Source organism: Candidatus Eisenbacteria bacterium, from assembly GCA_035577985.1.
Lineage (GTDB): Bacteria > Desulfobacterota > Binatia > DP-6 > DP-6 > DATJZY01.
In genome coordinates this window covers 41,304-67,952 of record DATJZY010000035.1, presented here as the reverse complement: position 1 = coordinate 67,952, position 26,649 = coordinate 41,304, and the positions used below count along the sequence as shown (strand labels likewise).

The 26,649-nt window shown below is 72.4% G+C and carries 20 protein-coding genes; 4 read left to right on the top strand and 16 right to left on the bottom strand.

Going from position 1 to position 26,649, the window contains the following annotated elements; all coding sequences use genetic code 11:
* The first annotated feature begins 2 nt into the window (after positions 1-2).
* The gene (locus VMS22_05755) at positions 3-1,715 is read left to right on the top strand and encodes an AsmA-like C-terminal region-containing protein (GenBank protein HXJ33529.1); all 1,713 of its coding nucleotides are present in this window, start codon (positions 3-5) and stop codon (positions 1,713-1,715) included.
* 174 nt (positions 1,716-1,889) lie between these two features.
* Here VMS22_05755 and VMS22_05750 read toward each other — a convergent pair whose 3' ends face one another.
* The 3 genes from VMS22_05750 to VMS22_05740 all read right to left on the bottom strand — a co-directional run bounded on the left by VMS22_05750 (position 1,890) and on the right by VMS22_05740 (position 4,360).
* Positions 1,890-2,180, bottom strand: a complete 291-nt coding sequence (locus VMS22_05750; protein HXJ33528.1) for a ferredoxin family protein — start codon at positions 2,178-2,180, stop codon at positions 1,890-1,892.
* A 123-nt stretch (positions 2,181-2,303) separates the two neighbouring features.
* Complete coding sequence (locus VMS22_05745; GenBank protein HXJ33527.1) at positions 2,304-3,335, bottom strand: ATP-grasp domain-containing protein; 1,032 nt, start codon at positions 3,333-3,335, stop codon at positions 2,304-2,306.
* Positions 3,332-4,360, bottom strand: coding sequence for a putative zinc-binding metallopeptidase (locus VMS22_05740; GenBank protein HXJ33526.1), 1,029 nt, complete (start codon positions 4,358-4,360; stop codon positions 3,332-3,334). The genes VMS22_05745 and VMS22_05740 overlap by 4 nt, the downstream gene beginning before the upstream one ends.
* A gap of 32 nt (positions 4,361-4,392) precedes the next feature.
* Between VMS22_05740 and VMS22_05735 the strand changes: the two genes are divergently transcribed.
* Together VMS22_05735 and VMS22_05730 are read left to right on the top strand one after the other, a co-directional pair.
* On the top strand, positions 4,393-5,502 hold the full coding sequence (locus VMS22_05735) for an S-(hydroxymethyl)glutathione dehydrogenase/class III alcohol dehydrogenase (protein HXJ33525.1): 1,110 nt from the start codon (positions 4,393-4,395) through the stop codon (positions 5,500-5,502).
* On the top strand, positions 5,499-5,873 hold the full coding sequence (locus tag VMS22_05730) for a DUF309 domain-containing protein (GenBank protein ID HXJ33524.1): 375 nt from the start codon (positions 5,499-5,501) through the stop codon (positions 5,871-5,873). Before VMS22_05735 ends, VMS22_05730 begins: the two co-directional genes overlap by 4 nt.
* Before the next feature lie 6 nt (positions 5,874-5,879).
* On the opposite strand, the gene VMS22_05725 is transcribed toward VMS22_05730, so the two are convergent.
* Genes VMS22_05725 through VMS22_05715 form a run of 3 tightly spaced genes read right to left on the bottom strand, consistent with a single transcriptional unit; the run spans position 5,880 to position 14,279 of the window.
* A complete protein-coding gene (locus tag VMS22_05725) occupies positions 5,880-6,536 on the bottom strand; it encodes a class I SAM-dependent methyltransferase (protein HXJ33523.1) in 657 nt (218 codons plus the stop codon).
* Between the two features lie 10 nt (positions 6,537-6,546).
* The gene (pbpC, locus tag VMS22_05720) at positions 6,547-8,655 is read right to left on the bottom strand and encodes a penicillin-binding protein 1C (protein HXJ33522.1); all 2,109 of its coding nucleotides are present in this window, start codon (positions 8,653-8,655) and stop codon (positions 6,547-6,549) included.
* 2 nt (positions 8,656-8,657) lie between these two features.
* A complete protein-coding gene (locus VMS22_05715) occupies positions 8,658-14,279 on the bottom strand; it encodes an MG2 domain-containing protein (protein ID HXJ33521.1) in 5,622 nt (1,873 codons plus the stop codon).
* 63 nt (positions 14,280-14,342) lie between these two features.
* Here VMS22_05715 and VMS22_05710 point away from each other — a divergent pair, with 63 nt between their 5' ends.
* Positions 14,343-15,104, top strand: coding sequence for a methyltransferase domain-containing protein (locus VMS22_05710; GenBank protein HXJ33520.1), 762 nt, complete (start codon positions 14,343-14,345; stop codon positions 15,102-15,104).
* A 5-nt stretch (positions 15,105-15,109) separates the two neighbouring features.
* Here the strand turns inward: VMS22_05710 and VMS22_05705 are convergent, their stop codons facing one another.
* From VMS22_05705 to VMS22_05660, 10 genes are read right to left on the bottom strand one after another with little or no spacing between them, the layout of a single operon-like run.
* Positions 15,110-16,099, bottom strand: coding sequence for a site-2 protease family protein (locus tag VMS22_05705; GenBank protein HXJ33519.1), 990 nt, complete (start codon positions 16,097-16,099; stop codon positions 15,110-15,112).
* Complete coding sequence (locus VMS22_05700) at positions 16,096-16,854, bottom strand: hypothetical protein (GenBank protein ID HXJ33518.1); 759 nt, start codon at positions 16,852-16,854, stop codon at positions 16,096-16,098. Before VMS22_05700 ends, VMS22_05705 begins: the two co-directional genes overlap by 4 nt.
* Before the next feature lie 48 nt (positions 16,855-16,902).
* The gene (locus tag VMS22_05695) at positions 16,903-19,641 is read right to left on the bottom strand and encodes a hypothetical protein (protein ID HXJ33517.1); all 2,739 of its coding nucleotides are present in this window, start codon (positions 19,639-19,641) and stop codon (positions 16,903-16,905) included.
* Between the two features lie 58 nt (positions 19,642-19,699).
* A complete protein-coding gene (locus tag VMS22_05690; GenBank protein HXJ33516.1) occupies positions 19,700-20,803 on the bottom strand; it encodes a chemotaxis response regulator protein-glutamate methylesterase in 1,104 nt (367 codons plus the stop codon).
* Positions 20,804-20,814: 11 nt separating this feature from the next.
* Positions 20,815-21,357 (bottom strand): chemotaxis protein CheD, encoded by a 543-nt coding sequence (locus tag VMS22_05685; GenBank protein HXJ33515.1) that lies wholly within the window; start codon positions 21,355-21,357, stop codon positions 20,815-20,817.
* Positions 21,354-21,728, bottom strand: coding sequence for a response regulator (locus VMS22_05680; GenBank protein ID HXJ33514.1), 375 nt, complete (start codon positions 21,726-21,728; stop codon positions 21,354-21,356). Before VMS22_05680 ends, VMS22_05685 begins: the two co-directional genes overlap by 4 nt.
* 19 nt (positions 21,729-21,747) lie before the next feature.
* Entirely contained in the window at positions 21,748-22,614 is an 867-nt protein-coding gene (locus VMS22_05675) for a protein-glutamate O-methyltransferase CheR (protein HXJ33513.1), read from the bottom strand.
* Between the two features lie 16 nt (positions 22,615-22,630).
* Positions 22,631-23,125 (bottom strand): chemotaxis protein CheW, encoded by a 495-nt coding sequence (locus tag VMS22_05670; protein HXJ33512.1) that lies wholly within the window; start codon positions 23,123-23,125, stop codon positions 22,631-22,633.
* 7 nt (positions 23,126-23,132) lie between these two features.
* Positions 23,133-24,836: a methyl-accepting chemotaxis protein gene (locus VMS22_05665; GenBank protein ID HXJ33511.1), complete on the bottom strand. Its 1,704-nt coding sequence runs from the start codon at positions 24,834-24,836 to the stop codon at positions 23,133-23,135.
* Positions 24,837-24,849: 13 nt separating this feature from the next.
* Complete coding sequence (locus tag VMS22_05660) at positions 24,850-26,493, bottom strand: chemotaxis protein CheA (GenBank protein HXJ33510.1); 1,644 nt, start codon at positions 26,491-26,493, stop codon at positions 24,850-24,852.
* Positions 26,494-26,649 lie beyond the last annotated feature (156 nt).

Here is a 26,649-nt window from a genome sequence, read left to right as displayed (position 1 = left end):
GCATGCGACGCCTCGTCCTGATCGGCGCGATCCTCGTCGGGCTCGCGCTCGCCGCGGTCGCGCTGGTCGTCGCCAACCTGCAGCGGATCGTCGATGCCAACCGCGAGCGGATCGTGGCCGAGATGTCGGCCGGATTCGGGCGCCCGGTCGAGGTCGGACGCGTCACGGTCGGGCTCCGGGGGGGCGTCGGGGTGCGCCTCGAGCAGCTTCGCATCGCCGACGATCCCGCCTTCTCGAAGGATCCCTTCGTCGTCGCCGACGCCGTACACGCGATGGTTCGCGTGTGGCCGCTCCTCGAGGGCAGGGTCGAGGTTCGGCGCGTGAACGTCGACGCCCCGCACATCACGCTGATCCGGACGCCGGAGGGACTGAACGTCGACTCGCTCGGCCGTCGCGCGGCGACGCCGAAGGATCCATCCCCGGGCGCCGGCGGCGCCGGCGGCGGGGCGAGCGGAGTCCCCGCGATCGCCGTCGGGCTCCTCAACATCCGTGACGGCGTCGTCCGCTTCGTCGATCGCTCCGGTGCGGCGCCCGTCGAGCACACGATCGCGCCGCTGCACCTGGCGCTCTCGGACGTCGGCCAGACGACGCCGGTGCGCGTCGAGCTGGAAGCGACGCTGCAAGGCGAGCCCGCGACGCGCGTGCGCCTCACGGGCGAGGTGGGGCCGGTCGGGGAGCCGCCGTTCGCGCGCGACGTGCCCGTCGAAACGCATCTCGCGGTGCACGGCCCGCTGCTCGAGGTCGCCGATCTCCTGACGACGGGCACCGTCCGTCGCGACGACGCCGGGCGCCCCGTCGCCAGCGTGCGGGTGCGCGCCGCGGCGCTCGAGGCGAACGGGGTCGCGCTCGGGAACCTCGAGCTCGACGCGAGCGAGCAGGAGCGCGTGGCGACGATCGAGCGGCTCGCCGTCCAGCTCTTCGGCGGTGCGGTCGAGGGACACGGCCGCATCGACTACCGCAGCGGCGCCCCGACGGTCGCGCTCGAGGGTACGGCCAAGGGCCTCGCGGTCGAGCAGCTCCTCGCCGCCGGGGGCTCGCCCGCGGCCGCGCGCGTGCGCGGGCGGCTCGACGCGAACGGCAGCGTGGCCGCGACGGCCGGCGATGCCAGGGTGGTGCGCCAGACGTTCACCGCCGACGGCCACGCCGAGATTCGCAACGGCACCATTCGCGAGCTGAACCTGGCCGACGGCGTCCTCACCGGCGTGACGGGCATGGGGGGCCTGGTGACCCTCGTTCCGCCGCGGATCCGCGATCGGTATCCGGACATCTTCGCGACCGACGACACCCGCTTCACACAGCTCTCGGCCGACGCGCAGATCGCGAGCGCCCGCATCCACATGGATCCGTTCGTCGTGTCGGCCGAAGACTACACCATCCGCGGCAAGGGCGTCGTCACGTTCGACCAGCACGTCGACGCCACGGCGACGCTTTCGGCCTCCGAGCGCCTGACCCGCGACATCATCGGTGCCTTCAAGGAGGCGAGCCTCATCACCGACGACGCCGGGCGCATCGCGATCCCGTTCCGGGTGACGGGCACGATGCCGAACGTGCGCCCGCGTCCCGACGAGGAGTTCGTCGGCCGCGTCGTGCGCAAGGTCTTCACTGCCGACTCCGTCGAGCATCTGCTCGGCGGCGGCGGCGACGGCAAGTCGGGCGACAAGAAGGGCTCCACCGTCGACCGCCTAAAGCGGGGCCTCGACAAGCTCTTCCGTTGATGCGCCGACCCAAGACTGCGTGTTGGGCCCGGTCCGAGTACGAGGCGTTCGTGGAACGCGCGCCCGGTCTGCCGCGGCCAGCGGAGCTGGCGCGGCAGGCGAGGTACGCGCGGAAGCTACCACGGCGATCGCGCGTGCCTCCGTCCCGCACTGCCTGTTCCCGTGGAGACGCTTCTACCGATCGATGAGGGAGATCGCCCCCTCGGGGCAGGCGACGACGCACCGGCCGCAGGCGTGGCAGGCCTCCGCCCGCACCGCGAACGCCTGCTTGCCGCCGTGGACGAGCAGCTTCAGGCGCCCGAGGATCGAGAGCGGGGTCCGCTCCTCGGGGGTGAGCGTCCGCACCTCGAAGACGTCGAACGGACAGACGGCGACGCAATCGGCCTTGGCCTCGCACCGGTCGCGATCGATCGAGGGGACGACGCGCCCCGCGTCGGGCTCGCAGCGTGTCTCGGTGTTCGCCATCACTGCGCGGGAAGTGCAACGAGCGCGCCAACGTCCGCGTGGGCCGGCGTCTCGGAATCGTCGTCCGTGCACGACGGCGCGTGCATGTCCGAGGTGGCACCGATGCAGTGTCCGACATGCGCGCTACTCTGCGGCGTCGCGTCCCTCGAGGGCGAGGTTCACGATCCGCTGGATGAGCGCCCGGTACGAGAGGCCTGCCTCTCGCGCCGAGGCGGCGAAGTCCTCCTCGTCGGCGATCTGCGGATTCGGATTCGCCTCCAGCACGTACAGCTTGCCCTCGGCGTCGAGGCGCAGGTCGATGCGCGCGTAGCCCGAAAGCTCGAGGATGCGATAGACGCGGCGGCAGAGGTTCTGGATCTGCGCGACGGTCGCGTCCGACAGGCCCTTGGCGGCCGCCGTGTCGATGCCGTGCTTCTTCTGGTAGGCGGCGTCCCACTTGACCCGCTCGGTCGCGATTCGCGGCGCCTCTTCGGGCAGCTTCTCGAACGCCATCTCCCACACGGGCAGCACCTGCAGGCGCCGCGTTCCGAGGACGCCGACGTAGAGCTCACGCCCGTCGATGTAGCGTTCGACGATGGCGTCGGTGTGCTGGCGCTTGTGGACGAGAGCGACGCGCTCCTTCAGCTTCTGGTCGGAGTCCACGACCGACAGCTTCGAGATGCCCGCGGAGCCCTCCTTCGTGAGCGACTTCACGATGAGCGGGAAGGCGAGGCGCTTCGGGCGCACGACCGCGTGGCCCATGCGGAAGACGTGGAACTCCGGCACCGGAATGCGATGGTAGGAGAGCAGCTTCTTCGTGATCGCCTTGTCGCGCGCGAGCATGAGCCCGCGCGAGTTGCAGCCGGTGTAGGGAACCCCCAGCAGCTCGAGGTACGCAACCACGTTCTGGTCCCAGATGGGGACGTCCTTGAAGTCCTCGAGCAGGTTGAAGACGGCGTCGGGCTTCGTCTCCTCGATGGCCGTACGGATGACGCCCAGGTCGGTCGCGACCCCGAGGCAGTGCACCTCGTGCCCCAGCGCGCGCAGCGCGCTCACGACGTAGTACTCGGTTCGCCACTCGACGGTGTCGAGATCCGCGTCGCCCGGCTCGTCGGGTGGCAAGAGGAGCTTGTCCATCAGCGCGAGCAGCCGGAGCTTGCGGCGTCGCGTGCTCACAGCGTCACCCGATGGCCGCCGGTGTGGAGCACGTTCATGGTCTGCACCGTCAGCAGCACCGCGAAGTCGAGCCGCGCCTGCGTCTCGGAGACGGTGAGCCGGAGCTCGAGCTCGCGGCAACGGTCCAGGATGTCGGCGAGCACCTGATCGACCGTGTACTGGTACGCCCCCGTCGAGGTCGCGACCAGGCGGCGCATGTCGCGCCGCACGCGGCGCAGGAACGTCGTGGCGGGCGGATTGCGGCGGAACTCGGGGGCCGACGAGAACAGGCGTCGCAGCTCGCGATCGTAGGTGTGGGGGACTTCGACGTCGTGGTGCCGGTGGCGCTCCGCGTAGTGCTCCTTCAGCGTCTTGGTGAGCTTCTCGAGCGGATCGACCGTGCGCCGGGTGCGGACGAGCGGCCGCACGCCCGCGAGCGCGCGCATCGTCTCGTCGACGTATCGGAGCTTCTTCAAAGCCGGCCAGTCCGCGTAGCGGCTCTCCCACTGAGCGTCGGGCGTCAGCCAGACGGCGAACGTTTCCGCGAAGTCCTCGTCCGGATGGCTCTGTGCGTACCACGCTTCGAGGTGCTGCACGAAGCTCTTGCTGTAGGGCCGCGGCGTGTACGAGGCGGGATACGTCTGCGACGAGCGGCCGAAGAGGGCGATGCGGCGGCGCCGGCGGCGCAGGCGATACGCGTTCTCGATCGCATGCCCGGCCTCGTGGCGCAGGATGCGCATGCACCATTCGTCGGTGCCACCTTCGACCTCGAGCATCTGCGACGCCTCGAGCCGGGCGAGGCGGGGATGCGCCATGTAGAACGGGACGGCGATCCCGGGCACGCCGTCGGGCGTGTACCAGTCGTCGGAGAGCCAGAAATAGGGGCGGAAGCGGAGCCCGCGCGCCTTCAGCTCCTCGTGGAGCTGGCGGATGCGCGGGGCGACCGCGCTCGTGCCGATCGTGACACCGAGGTCGCACATGCGCAGGCGCAGCAGCTTCTTGTCGTGCCAGTGCGCCCAGACGGGCTCGGTTGCACCCCGGCTCATGTCGGACCGGCGGTATGCTATACGCCGACGCCATGAAGGTCGAAGCCGCCGTGTGCTGGGAGCCGAAGCGTCCGCTCGAGGTCGACGTGGTCGATCTCGAGGGGCCGAAGGCGGGCGAGTGTCTCGTGCGCCTGGCGGCGACGGGCGTCTGCCACACCGACGCCTACACGATGAGCGGGCGCGACCCGTCGGGCCTCTTCCCCGCCGTGCTCGGGCACGAGGGTGCCGGCGTCGTCGAGGAGGTCGGGCCGGGCGTCGCCTCGATCGCGGTCGGCGACCACGTGATCCCGCTCTACATCCCCGAGTGCCGCCAATGTACGTTCTGTCTCTCGCACAAGACGAACCTCTGCAGCGCGATCCTCGGGACGCAGGGCCAGGGCGTCATGCCCGACGGCACGAGCCGCCTCTCGCACAAGGGGAGGAAGCTCCACCACTACATGGGCACGTCGACCTTCGCGCGCTACACGGTCGTGCCGGAGATCGCGCTGGCGAAGATCCGCAAGGACGCGCCGCTCGCCAGGGTGTGCCTGCTCGGCTGCGGCATCACCACGGGCATCGGCTCGGTGCTGAACGTCGCCAAGGTCGAGGCGGGCGCGAGCGTCGCCGTGTTCGGTCTCGGCGGGGTCGGCCTCTCGGTCATCCAGGGTGCGGTCATGGCGGGCGCCGAGCGCATCATCGGCGTCGACACGAACCCGAAGAAGTTCCCGCTCGCGCGCCAGCTCGGTGCGACCGACACCGTCGACCCGACGGCCGTGGGCGACGTCGCCGCGGCGCTGGTCGAGATGACGGGCGGCGGCGTCGACTACGCCTTCGAGTGCATCGGCCACGTCGACGTGATGGGGCAGGCGCTCCAGTCGTGCCACAAGGGTTGGGGCGAGTGCGTGATCATCGGCGTCGCCGGCGCGGGCGAGGAGATCCACGCGCGGCCGTTTCTGCTCGTCACCGGACGCGTCTGGCGCGGTGGCGCTTTCGGCGGCACGCGTGGCCGCACGCAGCTCCCCGGCTACGTCGACCGCTACATGGCCGGGCGGATCAAGATCGACGAGCTGGTGACGGCGACCATGCCGCTGGCCCGCATCAACGAGGCCTTCGATCTCATGCACCGCGGCGAGGCGATCCGCAGCGTCGTCGTCTACGAATGAGCGCGGCCGCGTTCCCGCCCGGGTTCGCCGTGGGCGTGCGGCGCTTCAATACGGGCGACTACTTCGAGGCCCACGAGGCCTGGGAGGAGTGCCTCGACGAGGTCGAGGAGGACGAGCGCTGGGACCTCCTCGTGGCGCTCATCCAGGTGGCCGTCGGCTACCACAAGCTCGCCTCGGGCAACGTCGGCGCGTCGCGCATGCTGTCGCTCGGCGCGGAGAAGCTGGGCGCGTTCCCGGACGTCGTGCGCGGCGTCGAGGTGGCGGCGCTGCGCCGGCGGGCGGAGGCCGATGCGGCGGCGATCGATGCCGGCGGCGCGGCCGAGCGCCTGCTCGCGCACCCGCCGGCGATCCGTGCAGCGTCGGCGGGCTGACCCGCGTCAGCGCTGCGCCTCGACGACGTGCCCCCACGCCGCGAGGTGGAGGCCCGCGAGCGGGAAGCGCCGGAACTTGATCGCCGGGAAGCCTGCCGCCCGGAATGCTTCGAGCAACTCGGTCTCCGTGTAGAGGTTCGACGCCCACCAGCGCCCGACGAGGAATCGCGTCAGCGGATTGCGACGCGTCGTGAAGAGCATGAAGTGCCCGCCCTCGCGAACGCGCGCCCGCAGCCCGCGCAGCGCGTGCACGAAGCGGTCGCGCGGAACGTATTCGAGCATCGACGCCGATACGACGAGGTCGTAGTCCGTCCAGCCCTGCGGCAGGGCGTCGAGCTCGAGGACGTTCGCCTGCGCCAGCCGGACGTCGTCGATGCGGCGCCGTCGGAGCCGGGCGCGGAAGTGATCGAGCATCGCCGGCGTCAGGTCGAAGGCATGGAGCGCCGCGGCGGGCAGGGCGCGGCGCGCGAGGGCGTCGTGGACGGCGAGCGTCAGGGCGCCCGTCCCACAGCCGGCGTCTAGGATGCGCAGTCCGGGCCGCAGGAGCGGGGATGCGAGGAACACCGCGCGCAGCCCCTGCGGGTACCGCACCCAGCGGATGAAGCGGTCGTACGAATCGTGCCGCTCGGTGAAGAGCCGCTCGGGATCGGCGGTGAGGCTCACGGCAGCGCGATCATCGCACGGCCCGCCCGCGCACCTCGAACGCCACCTGATCGAGCTGGCGACCGTCGCTCGCTCGCAGCGCGAGCCGGTGTCGGCCCGGCTGCGGCGGCCACAGGCGGATGCCGGCGGCAGGGCCGAGCGCGATGCCGTCGAGCACCCACACGGCGTCGGTCGTGTCGCGGGGCGCCTCGAACGCGAGACGCTGGTGGGCGGCCGGGATGTCGGGATCGACGGCGACGATGGTGCCGCTCGCGGGTGCGAGGATGCGGGGCGACGCCGGCGCGCGCGCGATCGGGGCCCGGGGCGCGGTGCCGCGGATGAACCACTCGGCGCGCGGCGGCTCGACCCCGCCGTCGAAGGACACGGCGGCGCGGACGACGTCCGGCGGTGGCTCGGGTGCGGCGACGTCGCCCTCGAGCGCCGCCATGATCTCGCGCCAGATCGGGGCGGCGCCGGTGACGCCGCTCACGTCGCGCATGGGCTCGCCGTTGAAGTTCCCGACCCACACGCCGACCGTGTAGCGGGTGGAGAACCCGACGCACCAGTTGTCGCGCATGTCCTTGCTCGTGCCCGTCTTGACCGCCGTCCACGCGCGCGTCGCGAGCACGTTCTCGAGGCCGAACGTGGGACTGCGGCTCTCGCGATCGGCGAGGATCTCGCCCACGATGAAGGCGGCCGACGGCGCGACCACGGGGCGCGGCCTGTCGCGCGGATCGTCGCTCGCGAGCCGGAGGCGCGACGCGCGGCCGCCGTTCGCGAGCGTCCGGTACGCGTTCACGAGCTCCCACAGCGTCACGTCGGCCGATCCGAGCGCCAGCGACGGGCCGTAGAACGTGCCCGATCGCGTGAGCCCCGCGAAGCCGAGGGCCCGAAGCCGATCGACGAAGGCGTCCGCTCCCACCAGGCCGAGCGTCCGGACGGCGGGCACGTTGAGGGAGGACGCGAGCGCCGTGCGCACCGAGACCGGCCCCCGGAAGCGGTCGTCGTAGTTGCGTGGACGATAGAGCCCGTCGGGCACCGCGATCTCGAGCGGCGCGTCGTCGACGAGCGCCGCCGCGGTGAGGATCCCCCGTTCGATCGCGAGCGCGTAGAGGAACGGCTTCAGCGCCGAGCCCGCCTGCCGCCGTGCCACCACGCCGTCGACGAAGCGCGCGCGCGAGAGATCGCCGCTCGATCCGACGTAGGCGAGCACGTCGCCGCTCGCGTTGTCGGTGACGAGGATCGCGCCGTCCTCGACGTTCGCGGAGCGCAATGGCACGAGCTGGCGGCGGAGCGCCTCGCGCGCGAGGATCTGCACGTCCTTGTCGAGGGTGCTCGTGCGCGACGCGCCGGCGACCAGGCGTCGTGCCACGTGCGGGGCGAGCGCGAGGGCGCGGCCCGTCGCGCCGCCTGCGGCGAGCGCCGTCCGCACGGCGTCCTCGAGCCGGAGCGCGCCGGGATCCTCGCCGGCACGCACCAGCGCGCCGCGCGCGCGGCGAATGACGGCCGGCTCGGCCGCCGTCGGCGACACGAGCAGCGCGGTCAGCACCGCGGCGTCGACCGAGTCGAGGGCGTCGGGCGTCTTCTGGAAGAGGACGCGCGCCCCGGCACCGATGCCCTCGACCTCGCCGCGCACCGGAACGAGGTTCAGGTACGCTTCCAGGATCTCGTCCTTCGACCAGGCGCGCTCGATCGCCCAGGCGAGCCGCATCTGGCGCCACTTCTGTGGGAGCGTGCGCACACCATGCCGGCGCCGCAGGGCGGGATCGAGCATGCCCGCGAGCTGCATGGTGATGGTGCTGGCGCCGCGCGAAGCCCCCGAGACGACGCGGTCGCGCACCGCCCCGCCGAGCGCGAGGAGGTCGACGCCGCCGTGGCGCGCGAAGTGGCGATCCTCGCTCGAAACGATCGCGTCGCGGACGGCGGGCGAGACGGCTCCGAGCGGCGTCCAGGCGAAGCGGCGGCGGCTCGCGTCGGTGCGCTGCTCGGAGAGCACGGCGCCGTGACGATCGAGGAGCTGCGCGTCCGAAGCCCGCGTCGCCCGGCGCACCGCTTCGAACGCGGGCGCGACCGGGCGAGTGAATCGCGCCGCCGCGGCGAGCGCGGCGATCGCGAGTGCGCAGCCGAGGACGTATCGCACGGCTACTCGACCTCGACCGGCGCGTTCGGCAGCTCCCCGAAGACCTCGGGGGCATACAGCGCTTCGACCCGCGTCGGAGGAAGCTGGAAGCGTCCCGTCTGGTTCAGCCGGATCGTGTACTCGACACGCAGCGCGCCCTTCGAGACGTACGCGAAATAGGCGCGGAACGAGTCGAAGGCGCGCTCGGCGAACGTGGGCGGGGCGAAGGACGACGCCGGATCGTCGGCCGGCGGCTCGGTCCGGATGTGCGACGTGCCGGCCGGCACGGGGTCGTTCACCACGACCCATCCCATGTCGGCTTCCGCGTCGACGTCGAGCCGCACGCGCGCGCGATCGCCGCGGCGCAGCGGCCCCGACCCGTGATCGAGCGGCGTCACCGTCTTCGTCACGCGGTAGCCGTTGGCGAGCGGTGCGGTCAGCGGGAGGGCGGCCCGAGCCTGAACGATCGCCCAGGGCTTGCCGCTGCCCGCCTGCAGCAGCGCAAGCGTGTCGGCCGGCGACCACGGGAAGTGGAGGGTCCCGCCGCCCGGCGCGCCGTCCCAGCCGTACACGCGGGTCTCCGGGCCGAGGGACACGGTGGTACGCCCCGCGACGGGCTCGGACTCGAACGCCTTGGCGAACGCCTCGACGGCGACGGTACCCCAGGCATTGGCGGTCGTGGTCGACCACGACCCGCGCTGCTGCAGCGCGAGGAGCCCCCGGACGATCCGTGGCAGATCGTCGTGCCAGGCGGGCTCGCTCTGCGCGAGCAGCAGGAGGCGTGCCCCGTTCGTCTCGGGGCTCACGAGGAGCCACCAGAGCTCGTGGTCTCCCGGGCCCGAAAAGCGCAGGGTCGTTCCCGAGAGGTCGAGGCGGCCGCGCAGGATCTGCTCGACGTCGCGGAGATGGGCGTCCCGATTCGGGATCGCCGGCAGCGCGCGCAGGATCGCCCACCAGTCGAGGACGGCCGAGGTGGGCCACAGATTCGGCTCGACGACGATGCCGCCGAGCGATCGCGCCTCGGCTTTGCCCCAGGCGGCGAGGGCGGCGACGGCGGCCAGCTTGCGCAGCACGAGATCGGCGCCGCGGACCGTCGTGTCCGGCCGCAGGCGTCCATCGACGAAGGAGGCGAGACCGGCCGTCGTGCGGTCGACGACGCTCGGCGGGAGCGTCCAGCCTGCCGCGCGCGCGATCGACAGCACGTACGCCGTCAGGACCTCGCTGCCGTTCTGCGTGGTCGGGAAGAACTTCAGGAGGCCGGCGCCGTCGAGGTGGCTCGGCAGCGCACCCAGGACGTCGTCGCGCACGCGCGCGTCGCCGAGTGCGACGGCGCGCGAGACGCGCTGCTCGAGGCAGCCGTAGGGATAGCGCCGCATCCAGTCGCGCGCGCCGTCGAGCCCGACGCCGAGCGACGGCGACATGGTGACGTCGATGCCGCCGCGATCGGGCAGCGCGTCCACGGGCCGCGCCACGGGCACGCTCGAGCTGCCCGCGAGCTGGAGCAGCGTCGCCGCCAGCGTGCGCTCGGGCACGGCAGGGCGAACCTGCTGGGTCACCGCCAGGCGGTCCTGCGGCCCGCCCGCCTCGCCGGCTTCGAACGTGTACGCGAGCGGCGCGTCCGACGCCGGCACCGTGACGTCCCAGCCGACGACGCGTCCCTCGCCGGCGGCGAGGGGCAGCGACTGCGGCGCGAGGGGCGCCGCAAGGGCCGGCGCGGTCGCCCGGACCTCGACGGTCATCGGCCGCGTGGTCGCGTTGCGCACGGTGAGCTCGGCGCGGAACCGATCGCCGTCACGAACGAGCGGCGGCAGGCCGGAGAACAGCATCAGGTCCTGCGAGGCGCGGATCGATGCGGCGCCGGTCCCGAACTTGCCGAGCGCGCCGGTCGCGACCGCGACGATGCGGAAGCTCGTGAGGGAGTCGTTGAGGGGGATCTCGACCGTCGCGCGGCCATCGGCGTCGAGCGGTACGCTCGCACGCCACAGGAGCAGCGTGTCGAACAGCTCGCGCGTCGCCTGCCGGCCTCCGCCGCCGCCCGAGGGCAGCGCCTTGCGCCCGAAGTGGCGCTTGCCCACCACCTGCATCGCGGCCGTCGCCGTCGTGACGGAGTAGCCGCGCAGCGACATCATGGCGTCGAGCAGGTTCCAGCTGCGGTTCGGCGACAGCTCGAGCAGACCCTCGTCCACCGCCGCCATCGCGACCTCGCTGCCGGGCGGCGGCGGCGCGCCACCGGGCGTTCGCACGGCGACGCGCACGGTGGCGCGGTCGCGCACGCGGTAGACCTCGCGATCCGGCTCGACGCGCACCTGCAGCTCGTGGGCGCGCCAGCCGACGCGCAGCTCGGCGATCCCGAGCTTGAAGGTCGGGCGCCCGAGGTCCACCATCGCCGTCGGCTGTACGTCGCCGACGCGACCGCGCACGGCGAGCACCGACACGAACATGTTGGGCGCATAGCTGTCGCGGATCGGCACCTCGACGACGGGATCGGTCGCGTCGAGGGGCACGACCCGCGCGTCGAGCACGCCCTCGCGCTCGAGCGTCACGAGCGCCGTCGCCTGGCGGAACGGCGTCCGCACCTGGAGCCGCGCCGTCTCGCCCGGCTCGTAGCGGCGCTGCTCGGCCAGCACGTCCATGCGGTCGTGGTCGTCGGCGGCGAACCAGAACTCGTCGCCGCGCCCGACCCAGACGTGCGTGTTGGCGGCGCTCGTCCGCCCGTCGCGGTCGGTCGCCTCGACCTGCAGCACGATCTCGCCCTCGACGCTCGGGCGGCCCTCGCACTTGAAGTGGCCGCCGGCGCTCGTCGTGCCGCGGCAGAGCTCGCCGACGCGGCGCACCTCGCGCACGTGCTCGTAGGCGTAGAAGCCGCCGATCACGCGCTTGCGCGTCGAGTAGATCTTCTCTTCGAAGGCGGTGACGCGCACGGGCACGTTGCCCGCCGGCCGGCCCCCGAGATCGAGCACGACGACCTGGGCGCGGAGGTCTCCGCGCGTCTTGGCCCAATCGCGCGCCTTGATGCCCGCGCAGACGCGTGCCGGCCAGACGGTGGTGCGGGCCGACGCCGTCTGCACCTCGCCGTTCGGATCGCGGAACTCGAGCTCGGTCGTGAGCCGGCGGGGGACGTCGGTCGCGGGGAGGCTCGGGAGCTCGATGCGAGCCGTGCCGGCGGCGTCGAGCGTCACCTCGCGGCGGCCGAGCAGCATGGGCTTGCCCGCGTCTTGGCGGTCGTCGCCGTCCTCATCGTAGTCGTCGCCGCCGCGCGTGGTCTCCTCGCGAACGGGGCCGTTCGAGAAGATGTAGCCGGCCAGGCGATCCGGCGTGTCGTAGGGCTCCGGGCGCGTCTCGGCGCGCAGGACCACGGGGAGGTTCCCCGCGGGACCGCCGGCGAGGTACTGCACCGCGACGTCGGCGGCGACGACGCTCCCGCCGAGCGGCGGCTCGGTCGGCAGCCGCAGCGTGCCGCGCATGAGCGGCACGCGGAACTCCTCGACGCGGAATCCCCCACTCGTCCATTCATTGCGGCGCCAGGGCTCGTCCGGCGGCGCCGCCGTTGCGAGCACGATCTCGTACGCACCGAGCTTCGCGAATGGCGGGATGTCCCACGTCGTTTCGGCCGCCCCGGTCTCGCCCCACGCAACGCCGAGCTCGTAGCGCTCGTCGCTCCCCTCGTGACGGACGATGACCTTCGTCGGGCGCTCGGCGGCCGGCACGGCATCGAAGCCCGCCAGCGTCTGGCGGCGCAGGATGTGCTTCATGTGCACCGTCTCGCCGGCGCGGAAGAGCGTCCGATCGAGCACCGTGTGCGCGGCCACCGGACCGCTCCAGCCCCGCTCGGGCAGGCGGAAGCGCCAGGGCTCGATGCCGCGGGTCCAGGACGAGTGGACGAAGCTCACGTCGTCGTCCGTCTCTGCGACCACGAGGAGCCCGCCGGCGAGGCTCGAGAGCGCTTCGATCTCCCGCCCGTCGGTGTAGGCGTCTTCGCTCTCCTGCGCGGGATCGTTGCAGGCGGGCAGGTCGCTCGCCGACGGCAGCGCGCCCGTCCACACGAGGCCCTGTGCGTCGCTGGTGCCGGTCGCGTGCACCGTGCCGCGGCAGTCGGCGACGCGCACGCGCGCGCCCGCCACCGGCTTGCCGGTCTCGAGCGACGTCACCCATGCGAGCGACCGCTCGCGCCCCCACTTGAAGTGCACGCCGAGGTCCGTGACCAGCGCGGCCGTGGGCACGTAGAGCGGCGCCGGCTTCTCGAGGAGCGCCGTTCCGAGGCGTGTGCTCGCGAGCTCGACGACGTAGAGCCCCGGCTGCGTGAGCGGGATGCCGATCACCTCGAAGGCGTCGTTCTCCTTCGCCTGCGGGAGCGTGAACGACGTCCGTTGCGGCGCGGGCTTGGCGGATGCGAACACCGACCGGTCACGTTGCGCGCTGCCGACCCGTCGCAGCCACCCGAGCATCGCGGGGACGTCGTCGGCGGGAATGCGCGCCATGACCCCGCGGATCTGCGCGATGCTCGCGGCGGCGTCTGGCTCGAGGTTTCGTACCGTCACCGGCAGCGCGGGATCGGCCTTCGCTTCGATGATGCCGAAGCGGCCCGCGAACTTCGCGAGCGGCGGGTAGCCGTCGGTGTGGATCGGCTGGGCGAGGACGCCGGCGCCCTCGAGCGCGCGGCCCTCCTCGTCGACGAGACCGGAGGGCAGCTCGATCCGCAGCTCACTCTTGGGCGGGAAGGGCGGCACGAAGCGGACGCGGCGCACGGTGGGCACGAATGTCGCGGCTTCTTCGGGCGACCATCGGCGGCCGTCTGGGGCGACGAGCGCCATCGCGTGCGCGAGCGCCGTCGCGACGGGTGCCGTGAAGCGCACCACGATCGGCGTCAGCGGGATGCAGCCCGCGTGCGACGTCTCGTGATCACACGCGACCTCGGCCGAGAAGGCGTCGCGGACGGTGAAATCGAGGACCTGCGGGTCACGTGTCGCAACACCGCTCGGCGAACGGATGCCCGCCTCCCATCGAAGGTGGACCTTGGCGCCGTTCGGGAATCGCCGCTCGGCCTGGACCGCGATCGACGGCGCGCTCTTGTCCCAGTACGTGACGCTCCGGATGACGGCGTCGCGATCGGCCGCCGGGAGGACCCGCAGCGGGATCCGCTCCGGAAGTCCCTCGACCGCGAAGTACGCCTGCGTTGCGACCGACGCCTCGTCGACCGGCCCGTCGAGCGCGAGCAGGAACACCTGGTCCTCCACGATCGTGCCGTCGTCGGGCGGCTCCTCGGCACGGACGGCGGGGCCGCCGGTCGAGAGCTCGTAGGTGGTGGCGTCGACGATCGGGCGGCCGGCGAGCGACTGCACGCCCGCCGCCAGGCGGAAGCGGCACTGGAGCCCCGACGGCAGGTCGCGCTCGAAGTCGTAGGTCCACGTGCGCGTGTCGATCCACCGCCCCGTTCCCGGCGCCGCGCACTCGACCTGGAACGGATCGGCCACCGGCCGCGGATCGCCGAGCGCCACCATCGCTTCGGGAAAGACGGCGACCACCTGCCGCACGCGCTTCACGATTCCCTGCGGCGTGAAGCGGATCCCGGGCGTCGCCGGCCTCGCCGCGCCGGCCGCGATCCCCGCTGCCACGACGAGTACGACGACCGCACCTGCCACTCGCATGGGCGCGCACGGTTGCGCGCGGCCGCCTGGCGGTCAAGCGTCGCCGTCGTGCTAGGCTACGGCATGTCCTCGCACCGCGACCGCATCGTCGACCAGTTCACCCGCCAGGCCGTGCCGTTCTCGAACGCACCCGGCATCAAGGACGAGCGGGCGCTCGCGCTCCTGGTCGAGGCGAGCGGTGCCGGGCCGGAGGACACCGTGCTCGACGTCGCGTGCGGGCCGGGGCTCGTCGTCGCTGCGTTCGCGCGCGTCGCCGCGCACGCGACCGGCATCGACGTGACGCCGGCGATGCTCGAGCGGGCGCGCGAGGTGACGGCCGGCCTCACGAACGTGACCCTCCAGAGCGGCGACGTGTACGCGCTGCCGTTCGCCGCCGGCGCCTTCTCGCTGGTCGTATCGCGCTTCGCCTTCCACCACTTCCAGGATCCGGGCGCGGTGCTGGCGGAGATGCGCCGCGTGTGTCGGCCCGGCGGACGGGTCGTCGTGTGCGATCTCACGGCGTCGCCCGATCCGAAGAAGGCGGCGGCGTTCCATCGCATCGAGATGCTGCGCGATCCGTCGCACGCGCGCGCCCTCACGCTGGCCGAGCTCGAGGGGCTCTTCCCGGCGGCCGGGCTTTCGGCACCGTCGGCGACCTTCTACAAGCTGAAGTTCGAGCTCGAGGGCCTGCTCCAGCGCTCGTTCCCGCGCCCGGAGGACGTGGAAACGATCCGCGCCGCCTACGTCGCGTCGGCCGACGACGACGCGCTCGGGCTGGGGACCCACCGCGCCGGCGACGAGATCCGCGCGGCGTACCCGGTCGTGATCCTGCGCGCCACCCGCTGACCAGCTCAGAGCGGGGTCGACCCCGCGTTCGGCCCCGCCGCGTGGGCCAGGACGGCGAGGCCGGCGACGAGCGCGGCGTACTCGACGGCCGCGCGCTCGTCGCCCGGGCCGGGCGGTCCGACCAGGCGATAGATGGCGCCCAGCACGAGCAGGACGAGCAACCCGTTGCCGGTCGCCCAGTACGCGCCGATGATCACGACCAGCATGGCGACGCGCTGCGCGCGGTCGAGCGCCTGGAAGCCGCGCCCGCCGTCGAGCGGAACGATCGGCAGGAGGTTGAAGAGGTTCACCCAGGCGGCCGTGTGGGCGACCGCGAGCCCGAGCGGCGACGACGTCGCCAGCGCGACCGCGTAGGTGAGGGCGGCGCCGACGCCGCCCCACACGGGTCCCGCGAGCCCGACCCGCGCCTCCTCGGCCGGGGCCATGCCTTGACGGAAACGCACGACCGCTCCGATCCCGGGAAGGAACATCGGCGCGGTGGCGGCGATGCCGTAGCGACGCAGCGCCGCCACGTGACCCATCTCGTGCACGAAGATCGACAGCACGAAGCCGGCGGCGAAGCGCCAGCCCCACTGCGTCCAGTAGACGCCGAACGCGAGCAGCATCGAGAGGATGGTGGTCGCCTTGGTGAGGCCGGCGAGCAGGAGCTTGCCCTTGCCCGCGACGGCGGCGATCGCGAACACGATCCAACCCCAGGGCGTGCGCGGTCGCGCGGCCGGCGCCGCGCCGACGGTGGCGCTGAGGGCCGCGATGCGCTCCGCCACCACGGCCCGCTGGCGCGCCTGCGGCGGCAGCAGGTCGTGCGCCTCGCGCCACGCGGCGAGCGCGGCGCCGGCGTCCCCGCGCTCGGTCGCCTCGCGTGCGGCGGCGGCGAGCTCCTGCAGGCGCGCCGCATGGACCAGGCGCCGGCATGCGGGGCAGGCGAGCATCGACGGGCCGAGCTGCGCCCCGCAGCCGGCGCAGGTCGTGCCCGCCGCGTCGGCGGGCGTGCTCACGTGGCGCCGCTTGCCGGACGCGCCGAGAGCGCGAACGGGCCAGCGATCTTGAGCGGCGCCCTCCGGGTGAGTCGCCACGCCTGCTGGAGCCCGAAGAAGATGATCAGCCAGCCGATGGCGTTCTTGAAGCCGCCCATGAACGGCGAGCCGAGCACGATCGCCCCCATCGTGAGCCACGCCGCCGCGGGGAGGTGGTGCATGAACTCGTCGGCCTGCGCCTCGGCCTCGGTGCTCGGCGGCGTCTTCGCTTGCGCCGCGGCGACGTCCGGCGTCTGTCCCGCCCGGCGCGCGTCGATCTGCCGCGCGACGCCCATGCGGATCCCCTGCCAGACGTACGGCGCGTTCGCCGAGACGATGGAGAGGTACGTGAGGGCGACGGCCAGGATCTGATACGGCACGCCGCCCCGACCTCCCGAGCCGCGCTGGACCGCGACGCCGACCAGGAGACCGACGCCGATGGCGACGAGCCCCACTTCGTAGCCCGTCACCTCGCGAATCCCGTACCAGACGATTGCGCCCAACGCGGCCGCGCCGACCCCGAGCAGGGCCGCCGCGACGAGGCGGCCGGCACCGGATCCCGCTGCGCGCGCCTCGACGATGCGGCCCTGGCACGACGGGCACACGACGCGCCCGTTCACCTCGAAGTAGGTGTCGCCGATCGGGACGCCGCAGCCGGCACAGACGAGCGGCGCGTCGGGGAGCTCCGCATGCTCGAGCTGCAGAGCGTCGGTCGAGCCAGGGTCGTCCGCAGCCACGGAGCGCCTATAGCCAATGCCCCGTCGCGGTGACAAGGCGCGACGTGACTAGGCGCCGCCCGGCTTGGTCGCCGCGTCGGTCGCGCGGCGCAGCAGATTCGCGCGCGTGCGCGCCCCCTCGGCCGGGATGTGCGAGACGATCGCGTTGCTGAACGCGCTCAACGTCTCGGCGGGCCCGGGGATCACGACGAGCGCGGGGGGCGCCTGGACGCGGGACAGCTCGGCGACGAAGCTCGCGGCGCGCCGCGCGGGCAATCCCAGGTCGAGCACGACGACGTGCGGATGCACGATGTCGATCAGCTCGCTCGCCTGCTTCAGGTCCCACGCGATCGAGACCGACATGCCGGCCTTCATGAGGCCCTGCCGCAACGGGATGAAGGTCGCGCTGTCGGAGCCGACAGCGAGGATGCGCGCGCTCTTCGGCGCGATCATGGTGCACTGTGCGCGGACGGCATCGGCCTCGATCGGTCGAACGAGGATGTCGATCGGCCCCAGCCAGATCCCCCGGTCCCCGTCGTTCGCCACCACAACCGCCCAAAACGGCACCGAGACGCCCGCCGTGCGCAGCGCGACCGCGGAGGTCAGCGCGTCGGCGCGCGCGACGTTGACGATGCAGGCCCCCGTCTCGATGCCTGCGATTTCGCCCGCAACGGATTCGCCGGGCGTGAGGACGCGCACCTCGACCCCTCCCGCGGCCGCCGGCCACTCCACGCCGGCGTCCAGGACGACGAGCGTCTTCCCCTCGAGGGATACGGGCCCCACGGGCTTCGCCGGCGCGGCCGGGCGCGCCGCCGCCTTGGGCGCCGAGGGCTCCGGCGGCGTCGTCTCGCTCGCCTTGGGGTCGGCGAGGCCCGCCTTCAAACGCTGCTGCTCGGCCAGCGTCGCCTCCTGCGCGACGGCGAGACGTTCGGCTTCGGCGCGCGCCACGCGCGTCTCGGCTTCGGCCTCGAGCACGACCCGCTGTGCCGACGCCATCGCCGTGCGCAGGGCCTCCAGCTCGGCGGCGGCCGTCGCGCGCTCGCGCTCTGCGGCGTCGGCGATCTCCCGCGCCTCGCGCAGCGTCTCCTCGTGCTCGCGCATGCTCGCCTCGGTCGCGGCGAGCGCTTCCTGCAGGCGTCGTTCGCGAAGGGCCGACTGCTCGAGCGACGCGGTGCTCTGCGCGACCTCGCCCTCGACGGTCCGAACCCACCGCCGCAGGCCCTCGAGCTCGGCCTCGAGCTTCGTGACGCGCTCCGAGGCGTCGGCGTGCTGCCCTCCCGACTCCTGGTACTTGCGCTCGATCTCGAGCAACCGGGTGCGCTCGGCTTCGAGAGCCCGGATCTGGCCGCGGAGATCGTCGGTCTGCGCCCACAGGTTCGTCTCGGTCGCGTGCGCGCCGTCGAGGAGGGCAGAGGTGCGGGCGTGATCCTCCACGAGGTCGTCGTGCGCGGTGCACAGCTTGTCGAGCTGGCGTTGCGCCAGTCGCAGCTCGTGTTGGAGCGCCCAGAGCTTGCTCTCGGTCTCGGCAAGCTGTGCGCGGGCGGTCTCGGCCTCGGCGGCGGCGGCGGCGCGGCTCGCCTCGAGCTGCTGGATGATGCCCTGGGCACTCGAGAGCGCGGCTTCGCGCTCGGCGACACCCTGCTCGGCGCGCACCTGCTCGGCTTGGATCTGGTGGAGGCGGGCCTTGTCGTTCGAGAGCGCGGAGCGGATCGCCTCGAGCTCGGCGTTCGCCGCGGCGCGAGCACGCTCCGCCGCCTGAACCATCTCCTGCGCGCGCCGGACGGTCTCTTCACGGTCGGCCTCGGCCCGGGCTGTGACCTCGCGCAGCTCCTCGCGGAGACGCAGCTCGCGGCGCTCGTTCGACTCGACCTCGACCCGCTGCCGCTCGAGCTGCTCGGCCAGCACCTGCGCCCGGTCGCGCTCGCGCCCGTGCTCGAGGCGGAGCTCCGACAGCTCCTCCTGCCAGCGGGCCTCGCGCTCGGCCTGCTCGCCCTGCGCCGACCGCTCGGCGCGCCGGCGCTCTTCCGCGGCGCGCGCGCGATCGATCTCGAGGCTGCGCGCCTTCTCCTGAGCCTCCGAGAGACGCGCCCGCAGCGCCTGCGCCTCCTCCTCGAGCTTCGTCCGAGCGTGCTGCGCCTCCTCGGCAATGGCGCCGAGGCGCGCAGTCTCGCTGCGCGCGAGGGAGAGCTCGTTGCGCTGCGCGAGCGACGCCTGCTGGACGGTGGCGAGCTGGGCGCGCGCCGACTCCGCCTCGCGCGCGGCCGCGGCGCGCCGCTCCTCGGCGATGGCGGCCAGCTCGTCCGCGCGTCGCCCGATGGACTCGCGTTCGGCGCACGTGCGCTCCAGCGTCGCCGAGAGCTCGCCCCGCAGCGCGCGCTCGCGATCGCCGGCTTCGCGCAGCTCGAGCACGGTGCGCTCGAGGCGTTCCTCGAGCTGGGTTGCGCGTTGCACGGCGAGCGCCAGCGCCTGCTCGGCGTCGGCGACGCGCGCGGCCCAGGCGGTGACGCCGGGCGGGGTCGCGTGGCCTTCGAGCGACGCGCGGACGTCGCCCAGCAGGGCCCGGACGAGCGGCGCCATCGGGGTACCGTCGGTCACCCGCGTCGCGGTCGCGCACAGCAGGCGCGCGACTTCCAGGCTCACGTCACGAATCGCGGCGAGCGCGCTCTGCGCGAGCGCGTCGACGGGGGAGCGATCCCCCGCCGCAACGGGCACGTGCCCGGGTCCCGCCGACCCGGCGGGATCGCTACTCGACGTTCCGGACTGCATCGATTTGAAGGTCGACGCCGACGGCGCAGACTCCTCCACCACGTTCACAGGATAGTGTCGGCATATTCGAGTGAGAAGCCGAGGCTCGGCGTGGCGCGTGTCATTTCGCTGACAGACCGGTCGTCGTGGCGCCCGAATCGGGCGTCCCTGCACGGCCCGGCGCATGCGCGTCGTGACAGCCGAGCAGCGCCGCCTCCGCGAGACGGGCGAGCGGCAGGACGCGTTCCGCGGCCCCGATCTCGATTGCGATCCGCGGCATGCCGAAGACGACGCAGCTCGCCTCGTCCTGGGCCAGCGTCCGTGCGCCGGCCCGCCGCATCGTGAGCAGCCCGCGGGCTCCATCGTCGCCCATGCCGGTCATGATCACGCCGACGACGTTGGCGCCGCCGACCTCGGCGCAGGACTGGAACAGCACGTCGACCGACGGGCGATGGCGGTTGACCGGCGCCTCCATGCCGAGGCGGACGCGATACGTCGCGCCGTCGCGCGCGAGCCGCATGTGCTGATTGCCGGGTGCGATGAGGGCGTGGCCGGCGAGCACCCGATCGCCGTCCTCGGCCTCCTTCACGCTCACGCGGCAGAGGCGGTCGAGCCGCTCGGCGAAGGCGTGGGTGAACTTCTCGGGCATGTGCTGCACGATCACCACGCCCGGCGCGTCGGCCGGGAGCGCGACGAGGAACTCGCGCAGCGCCTCCGTCCCGCCGGTCGACGCGCCGATCGCGATGATTCGGTGGGTGGTGCGCGGCAGGGCGGGCGAGGCGACCGGTACCGGGCTCGGAGACGCCGACGGGAGGCGCACGCGTGCGGTCGACGCGGCGTGGACCTTCTCGATCAGCTCGCGCGCCAGCTCCGGCAGCCGCTCGGCGATCGACGTCATGGGCTTGGTGACGAAGTCGACGGCGCCGAGCTCGAGCGCGCGCAGCGTCGTGGCGCAGCCGGCTTCCGTCAGCGACGAGACCATGACGACCGGCATCGGATGGCGGCGCATGAGCATCTGCAGGAACGCGAGGCCGTCCATGCGCGGCATCTCGACGTCGAGCGTGAGCACGTCCGGGGCGAGGGCGCGGATCTTCTCCCAGGCGATGTACGGGTCCGGCGCCGTCCCCACCACCTCGATCCCGGGATCGCGCGCGAGCGAGCTGGCGAGGATCTGCCGCACGACCGCCGAGTCGTCGACGACGAGGACTTTGATCTTGCGCGCCATCCCGTCCGGCCTCAGAAGAGGGTCACGTCGCCGAATTGCGGCCGCGGCCGCCGGCGCTGCTCCTGCTCGAGGAGGGCGGCTTCGACCTGGGGCCCTACCACCCGGCGCACGAGCGCCTTCCCCGATTCGGTGAAGAAGTGGACCTGCCGCGGATACGTCCCACCGACGCTCTTGGCGGCGAGGTGGAACCCCTCGCGGGCGAGGAAGGTCCGGACGAACTCCACGTTGGCTTGCGGGACGCTCGCCGCGCCCTTCAGCGCGAGCACGCTGGCGCCGCCGAAGACCTTCACGGCGAACCGGCGCGGCTCGGCGCCGAGCTTCAGCATCTCGCCGATCAGGCGGTCCATGGCATGCACGCCGAAACGGGTCGCGTCTTCGATCGAGCCGTCGCCACGACCCTCGGGCAGCATGAAGTGGTTCATGCCCCCGATCCGCGCCCGCGGATCCCACAGGCAGACGGCGATGCACGATCCGAGCAGCGTCTTGATGACGGTCGGCTCGGCCGATGCGTGGACGCCGCCCACGTGCAGGGTGATGATCTTCTCGTACGTCACGCGCGCTGCTCGAGGACGCGCCGGACCGTCTGCCGGAGGACGTCGGGTTGGAAGGGCTTCACGAGCCATCCGGTCGCGCCCGCGGCGCGGCCTTGCTCCTTCATCGAGCCGCCGCCCTCGGTGGTCAGGACCAGGATCGGCGTGGCGCGGAAGCGCTCGCTCGCACGCAGCGCGCGCGTCAAGGCGAGGCCGTCCATGCCGGGCATCAAGAGGTCCGTGATGACGAGGTCGGCGTTCGCCTGCTCGAGCGCGGCGAGCGCCGCAGCCCCGTGCGAGGCCTCCAGCACCTCGTGGCGATCCTCTTCGAGCGCGCGCCGTACCATGGCGCGGATCGTGGTCGAATCGTCGACGATCAGGATGGTTGATGGCATGACGTCTCCATGGCGCGCCTCATGCGGGAGGCGCCTCGGCGTGCCGATAGATGGTGCTGGTCACGCGCCGCATGTCGGTCGCGAGACCGAGGAGGTTCTCGGCGTGCCCCAGCGCGAGCAGCCCGCCCGGAACCAGGTGCTGTGCCAGGCGCGTGACGATCTGGATCTGGGTCGGCCGGTCGAAGTACATGAGCACGTTGCGGCAGAAGATCAGGTCGAAGCGCGAGCGGATCGGCCAGGGCGTTTCGAGCAGGTTGATGTGGCGGAACGTGACGAGCGACCGCACCTCGGGGCGGACGCGGACCATCCCGCTGCGCGGCCCGACCCCGCGCAGGAAGAAGCGATGGAGCAGCGGCGTCGGCACGACGGCCGCCGCATCGTTCGTGTAGACGCCTGCGGCGGCGCGGTCGAGGACGTCGGTGTCGATGTCGGAGGCGAGGATCCGCACGTCCCAGGCGAGGGTGTCCATGCCGGCGAGGATCGTCATGGCGATCGAGTACGGCTCCTCGCCCGTGCTGCAGGCCGCGGCCCAGATGCGGATCGTGCGGTCGCCGGTCGCCGACGCGCGCGCGCGGCGCGCCGGGAGCCACTCGGACGCGAGGTAGGTGAAATGGACCTGCTCGCGGAAGAAGGCCGTCTCGTTCGTCGTGATGGCGTTCACGAACCGCGTGCGCTCCTCGCCCTGGGGGTCGTGCCGGCGCAGCACCTCGAGGTAGGCGCTGAACGACGGCAGGCGCAGCGCCCGCAGCCGCTTGGTAAGCCGCGCTTCGAGCAGCGTGCGCTTGTGGGGTCCGAGGGCGATGCCCGTCTCGCGATGCACGAGATCCCGGAAGACCTGGAACTCCAGGCCGGTCATGCTGCTCGGCTGCGTGGGCGCGTCGGGCATCATGCGGGCCGGCCGATCACGAGGCGGGAAGGGGCGCTGGCAACTCCTCGCTGCGGAGCACGGCGTCGACGTCGAGCAGGACGATCAGCTTCTCGCCCGTCTGCGCGATGCCCGCGATGTAGCGGACGTCCACGCCGCTACCGAAGTGGGGCGTCGTCTGGATGTCGTCGCGCGGCACGTCGACGACGTCCGAGACGCTGTCGACGATCGCGCCCACCACCTTGGTGCCGACCGCCATCACGATGATGACCGTGAACGGCGTGCACTCGGCCGCGGGCATGCCGAGCCGCAGACGCAGGTCGACGACCGGGACGATCGTGCCGCGCAGGTTCATGACGCCCTTCACGTACGGTGGCGTGCTCGGGATGGGCGTGATCGTCGTGTAGCCCTTGATCTCCTGCACCTTCAGGATCTCGACACCGTACTCCTCGGCACCGAGCGAGAAGGTGAGGTACTGGACGCCGTCGGCGGCGGAGGAACCGAGATTGTGGAGCGGATCGAGTCGAGCCATGGCGCCCTCAGAACTCCTCGAAGTCCGAGTCGAGGCTGGCCGCCCAGCCCTTCACGTCCGCCGCGGGCGCCGGCATACGCGACGGCGGGGCGGTGGGGGGCAGGGCGGATGCGAGCTCGGGCGTCGCCGGCGCGCTCCCGGTGGCTTCGACCGCTCGCGCCCGCGTAGACCCGAGCTTGAAGCGTCCGACCAGCACCTGGAGCTGCTCGGCTTGCGCGGCGAGCGACTGGGCGGTCGCCGACACCTGCTCGGTCTGCGCCGCGGTCGCCTGCGTGACGTTGTCCATCTGCGCGACGGCGCGGTTCACCTGGTCGATGCCTTGGGACTGCTCCTGCGAGGCGGCGCTGATCTCGGCGATGATGTCGGTCACGCGTCGCACGGAGACGACGATCTCCTCGAGCGTACGGCCCGAAGTGTCGACGAGGCCGGAGCCCGTCTCCACCTTCGTGGCGGAGTCCTGGATGAGGCCCTTGATCTCCTTGGCCGCCGTGGCCGAGCGCTGCGCGAGGTTGCGGACCTCGGCCGCGACGACGGCGAAGCCGCGCCCCTGCTCGCCGGCACGCGCGGCTTCGACCGCGGCGTTGAGCGCCAGGAGGTTCGTCTGGAACGCGATCTCGTCGATCACGTTGATGATGTCGGCGATCTGCCGGGCGGCGTGGTTGATCTCGCCCATGGCGCCCACCGCCGAGGTGACGACCTGCCGTCCCTTGTCGGCCGTCTCGCGCGAGGCCGTCGCGAGCTGGTTCGCCTGCCGCGCGTTGTCGGCGTTCTGCTTGACGGTGGCGGTGATCTGCTCGAGGCTCGCCGCCGTCTCCTCGAGGCTCGAGGCCTGCTCCTGCGCGCCGCTCGAGAGCTGCTGGCTCGCCGTGGCGAGCTGCTGGGCCGTCGCGCCGGTCCACTCCGCGGATTCGGCCACCTGCGCGACGATGCCATGGAGCTTCTCGACGAACGTGTTGAACCAGCGCGCCATCTGGCCGATCTCGTCGTCGCGGTCGGCGGGCAGGCGCCGGGTGAGATCGCCGTCGCCCTGGGCGAGCTCCTGCAGCAGCGCGCAGGTCTCCTGCACGGGACGCGTGACGAGGCGGCTCGTCAGGTAGCCGAACGCGATGGCGAGCGCCATCGCGATGATCGAGACCGAGATCATGAAGACGTGGGCGCTCCGCACGGTCTCGCGCGCCTCCGCCGCCGCGAGCTGGTCGCGCGCCTCGTGCCGGTCCCGCAGCTCGTCCGAGAGGCTGATGAGCTTCTCGGCGATCGCGCCCGAGCGGGTCGTCGAGTGGAAGATCGCCGCGTCGGTCTTCTGATCGGCGATCATCTGCTGGACCTGGTCGAAGCTCTCCTTGTATTCGTTGTACGAGCCCGCGAGCGCGCGCAGCGTCGTGGCCTTCTCGTCGTCACCGTCCGCGGACGTCTGGAGCGCCTTCAAGAGCTCGTCGTTCTCGTGGGCGAGCTTGCGGTGGACGTCGACGTACTTGCCGTAGCCGGAGAGGAGATAGTTCTTCTCGGCCTCGATCTGCTGCAGCATGCCGGTGCGCAGGCGGCTCTGCTGCGCCATCTCCTGGTTGCCCTGGACGATCTCCTGCAGGGCGTTGCCGATGGCGTCGACCCGCCGGCTGGCGAGCAGCCCGACGACGGCGACGAGCGCGCCGACCACGACGAAGCTCAAGAGCAGCTTCGTCCGGATGGTCCAGTTCCCAATGCCCTGCCTCATTCCTCGCTCCTTGTCAGGCAACGGCCCGCAGCCGGGCCGAGTCGGTGTTGGCGAGCGCGATCAGACCCGCGACGTCGAGGATCAGCGCGACGCGGCCGTCTCCCAGGATCGTGGCGCCGGCGACGCCGTCGACCTTGATGAAGTTGGCCTCGAGGCTCTTGATCACGACCTGCTGCTGGCTGAGCAGCTCGTCGACGAGCAACGCGGCCAGACGGCCGTCGTACTCGACGATCATGAGCAATCCCCTCGCTGGATCCTCGGTCCCGGGCGTCACACCGAACACGCGGTGGAGCCGCAGGACGGGGAGGGGCTTGCCGTGCACCACCACCAGCTCGGCGCCGGGGCCGACCGTGTGCACGCTGCCGCGCTCCGGGCGAATGGTCTCCCGGATGGCGACCAGGGGAATGATGTACTCCTGCGAGCCGACCCGGATGGCCTGGCCGTCGAGGATCGCCAGCGTGAGCGGCAGCTTGATGCGGAAGCTCGTGCCGCGGCCGGACTCGGTGTCGATGGTGATGATCCCGCCGAGCGCTTCGACGTTCTCGCGCACCACGTCCATGCCGACGCCACGGCCGGAAACCTGCGTCACCGCCTCCGCAGTCGAGAACCCGGGCTGGAAGATGAGTGCCCAGACCTCGGCGTCGGTGGCCTGGTGGCCGGGGGCGATGAGGCCGTGCCGCTCCGCCTTGGCGACGATGCGGTCGCGGTCGAGGCCGCGCCCGTCGTCGGAGACCTCGATGTAGATGTTGCCGCCCTGTTGGTAGGCGTTCAGGCGGATGCGGCCCGCGGCGGGTTTGCCGGCCGCCGTGCGCTCCTCGGGCGGCTCGAGGCCGTGGTCCACGGCGTTGCGGATCAGGTGCGTCAGCGGATCGCCGATCCGCTCGATGACGGTCCGGTCGAGCTCCGTGTCCTCGCCCGAGATCTCGAGCACCGCCTCCTTGTCGAGCGCCGCGGCGACGTCGCGCACCAGGCGCGGAAAGCTCGCGAACAGCGATCGAACGGGAATCATGCGGACGGCGAGCACGTGCTCGTGCAGGGCGCGCGCGTGCCGGTCCATCTGGGCGACCGATTCGGCGAGCGCGGCCAGCCGGTCGGGCGAGAAGTTGGCGACGCCCTGTGCGACGATCGACTGCGTGGTGACGAGCTCGCTCACGAGATTGATCAAGCGGTCGACCTTGGCGATGGGGACGCGGATGCTGGTGATCTGCGCGCCCGCGGTCGGACGCGCCGACGCCTTCGGATGGTGCCGATCGGCGGTCGCCACCTGGCCGTGGGTGACCGGTGCGGCCTGCAGGCGATCGAGGACCGCCTGCGCGACCTCGATCTCGGTCGTGCTCGGCTCGGCGCCGGTCTGCTGCGTGCGCAGCATCCGGCGCACGACGTCGGCGGCCGACAGCAGGGCCTCGATGACGTCCGTGGTGACCGAGCGTGCGCCGCTGCGGATCTGCTCGAGAAGGAACTCGAGCCCGTGGGTGAAGCGGGCGAGTTCCTCGAACCCGAGCATGCCCGCGTTGCCCTTGATCGTATGGGCGGCGCGGAAGATGCGGTTGAGGAGCTCGGCGTCCCCGTGCGACTCCTCGAGCTCGAGCAGCCCGGCCTCGAAGTCGGCGAGCAGCTCGGCCGCCTCCTCGAAGAAGATCTCCACCACGGGATCCATGCTCGACCCCCCCAAAGGCAAGAGTCGTGCCGCGTCGGCGCTGCGTTTTCGACCAGAAGCGGCGTGGTGGGCGTGCCGCCCCCGTCATTCGCTTGGCGGGCGGGTCAGGGATCCGGATTGCGGCATTGCCACATTCCGCGCGGCGCGGGCAGGGGA

Bases quoted from the DNA above. Each gene is read 5' to 3' on its own strand.
- VMS22_05715 (HXJ33521.1), bottom strand. From the start codon at position 14,279: ATGCGAGTGGCAGGTGCGGTCGTCGTACTCGTCGTGGCAGCGGGGATC.
- VMS22_05710 (HXJ33520.1), top strand. From the start codon at position 14,343: ATGTCCTCGCACCGCGACCGCATCGTCGACCAGTTCACCCGCCAGGCC.
- VMS22_05680 (HXJ33514.1), bottom strand. From the start codon at position 21,728: ATGCCATCAACCATCCTGATCGTCGACGATTCGACCACGATCCGCGCC.
- VMS22_05735 (HXJ33525.1), top strand. From the start codon at position 4,393: ATGAAGGTCGAAGCCGCCGTGTGCTGGGAGCCGAAGCGTCCGCTCGAG.
- VMS22_05670 (HXJ33512.1), bottom strand. From the start codon at position 23,125: ATGGCTCGACTCGATCCGCTCCACAATCTCGGTTCCTCCGCCGCCGAC.
- VMS22_05755 (HXJ33529.1), top strand. From the start codon at position 3: ATGCGACGCCTCGTCCTGATCGGCGCGATCCTCGTCGGGCTCGCGCTC.
- VMS22_05665 (HXJ33511.1), bottom strand. From the start codon at position 24,836: ATGAGGCAGGGCATTGGGAACTGGACCATCCGGACGAAGCTGCTCTTG.
- VMS22_05675 (HXJ33513.1), bottom strand. From the start codon at position 22,614: ATGCCCGACGCGCCCACGCAGCCGAGCAGCATGACCGGCCTGGAGTTC.
- VMS22_05730 (HXJ33524.1), top strand. From the start codon at position 5,499: ATGAGCGCGGCCGCGTTCCCGCCCGGGTTCGCCGTGGGCGTGCGGCGC.
- VMS22_05690 (HXJ33516.1), bottom strand. From the start codon at position 20,803: ATGGCGCGCAAGATCAAAGTCCTCGTCGTCGACGACTCGGCGGTCGTG.
- VMS22_05740 (HXJ33526.1), bottom strand. From the start codon at position 4,360: ATGAGCCGGGGTGCAACCGAGCCCGTCTGGGCGCACTGGCACGACAAG.
- VMS22_05660 (HXJ33510.1), bottom strand. From the start codon at position 26,493: ATGGATCCCGTGGTGGAGATCTTCTTCGAGGAGGCGGCCGAGCTGCTC.
- VMS22_05750 (HXJ33528.1), bottom strand. From the start codon at position 2,180: ATGGCGAACACCGAGACACGCTGCGAGCCCGACGCGGGGCGCGTCGTC.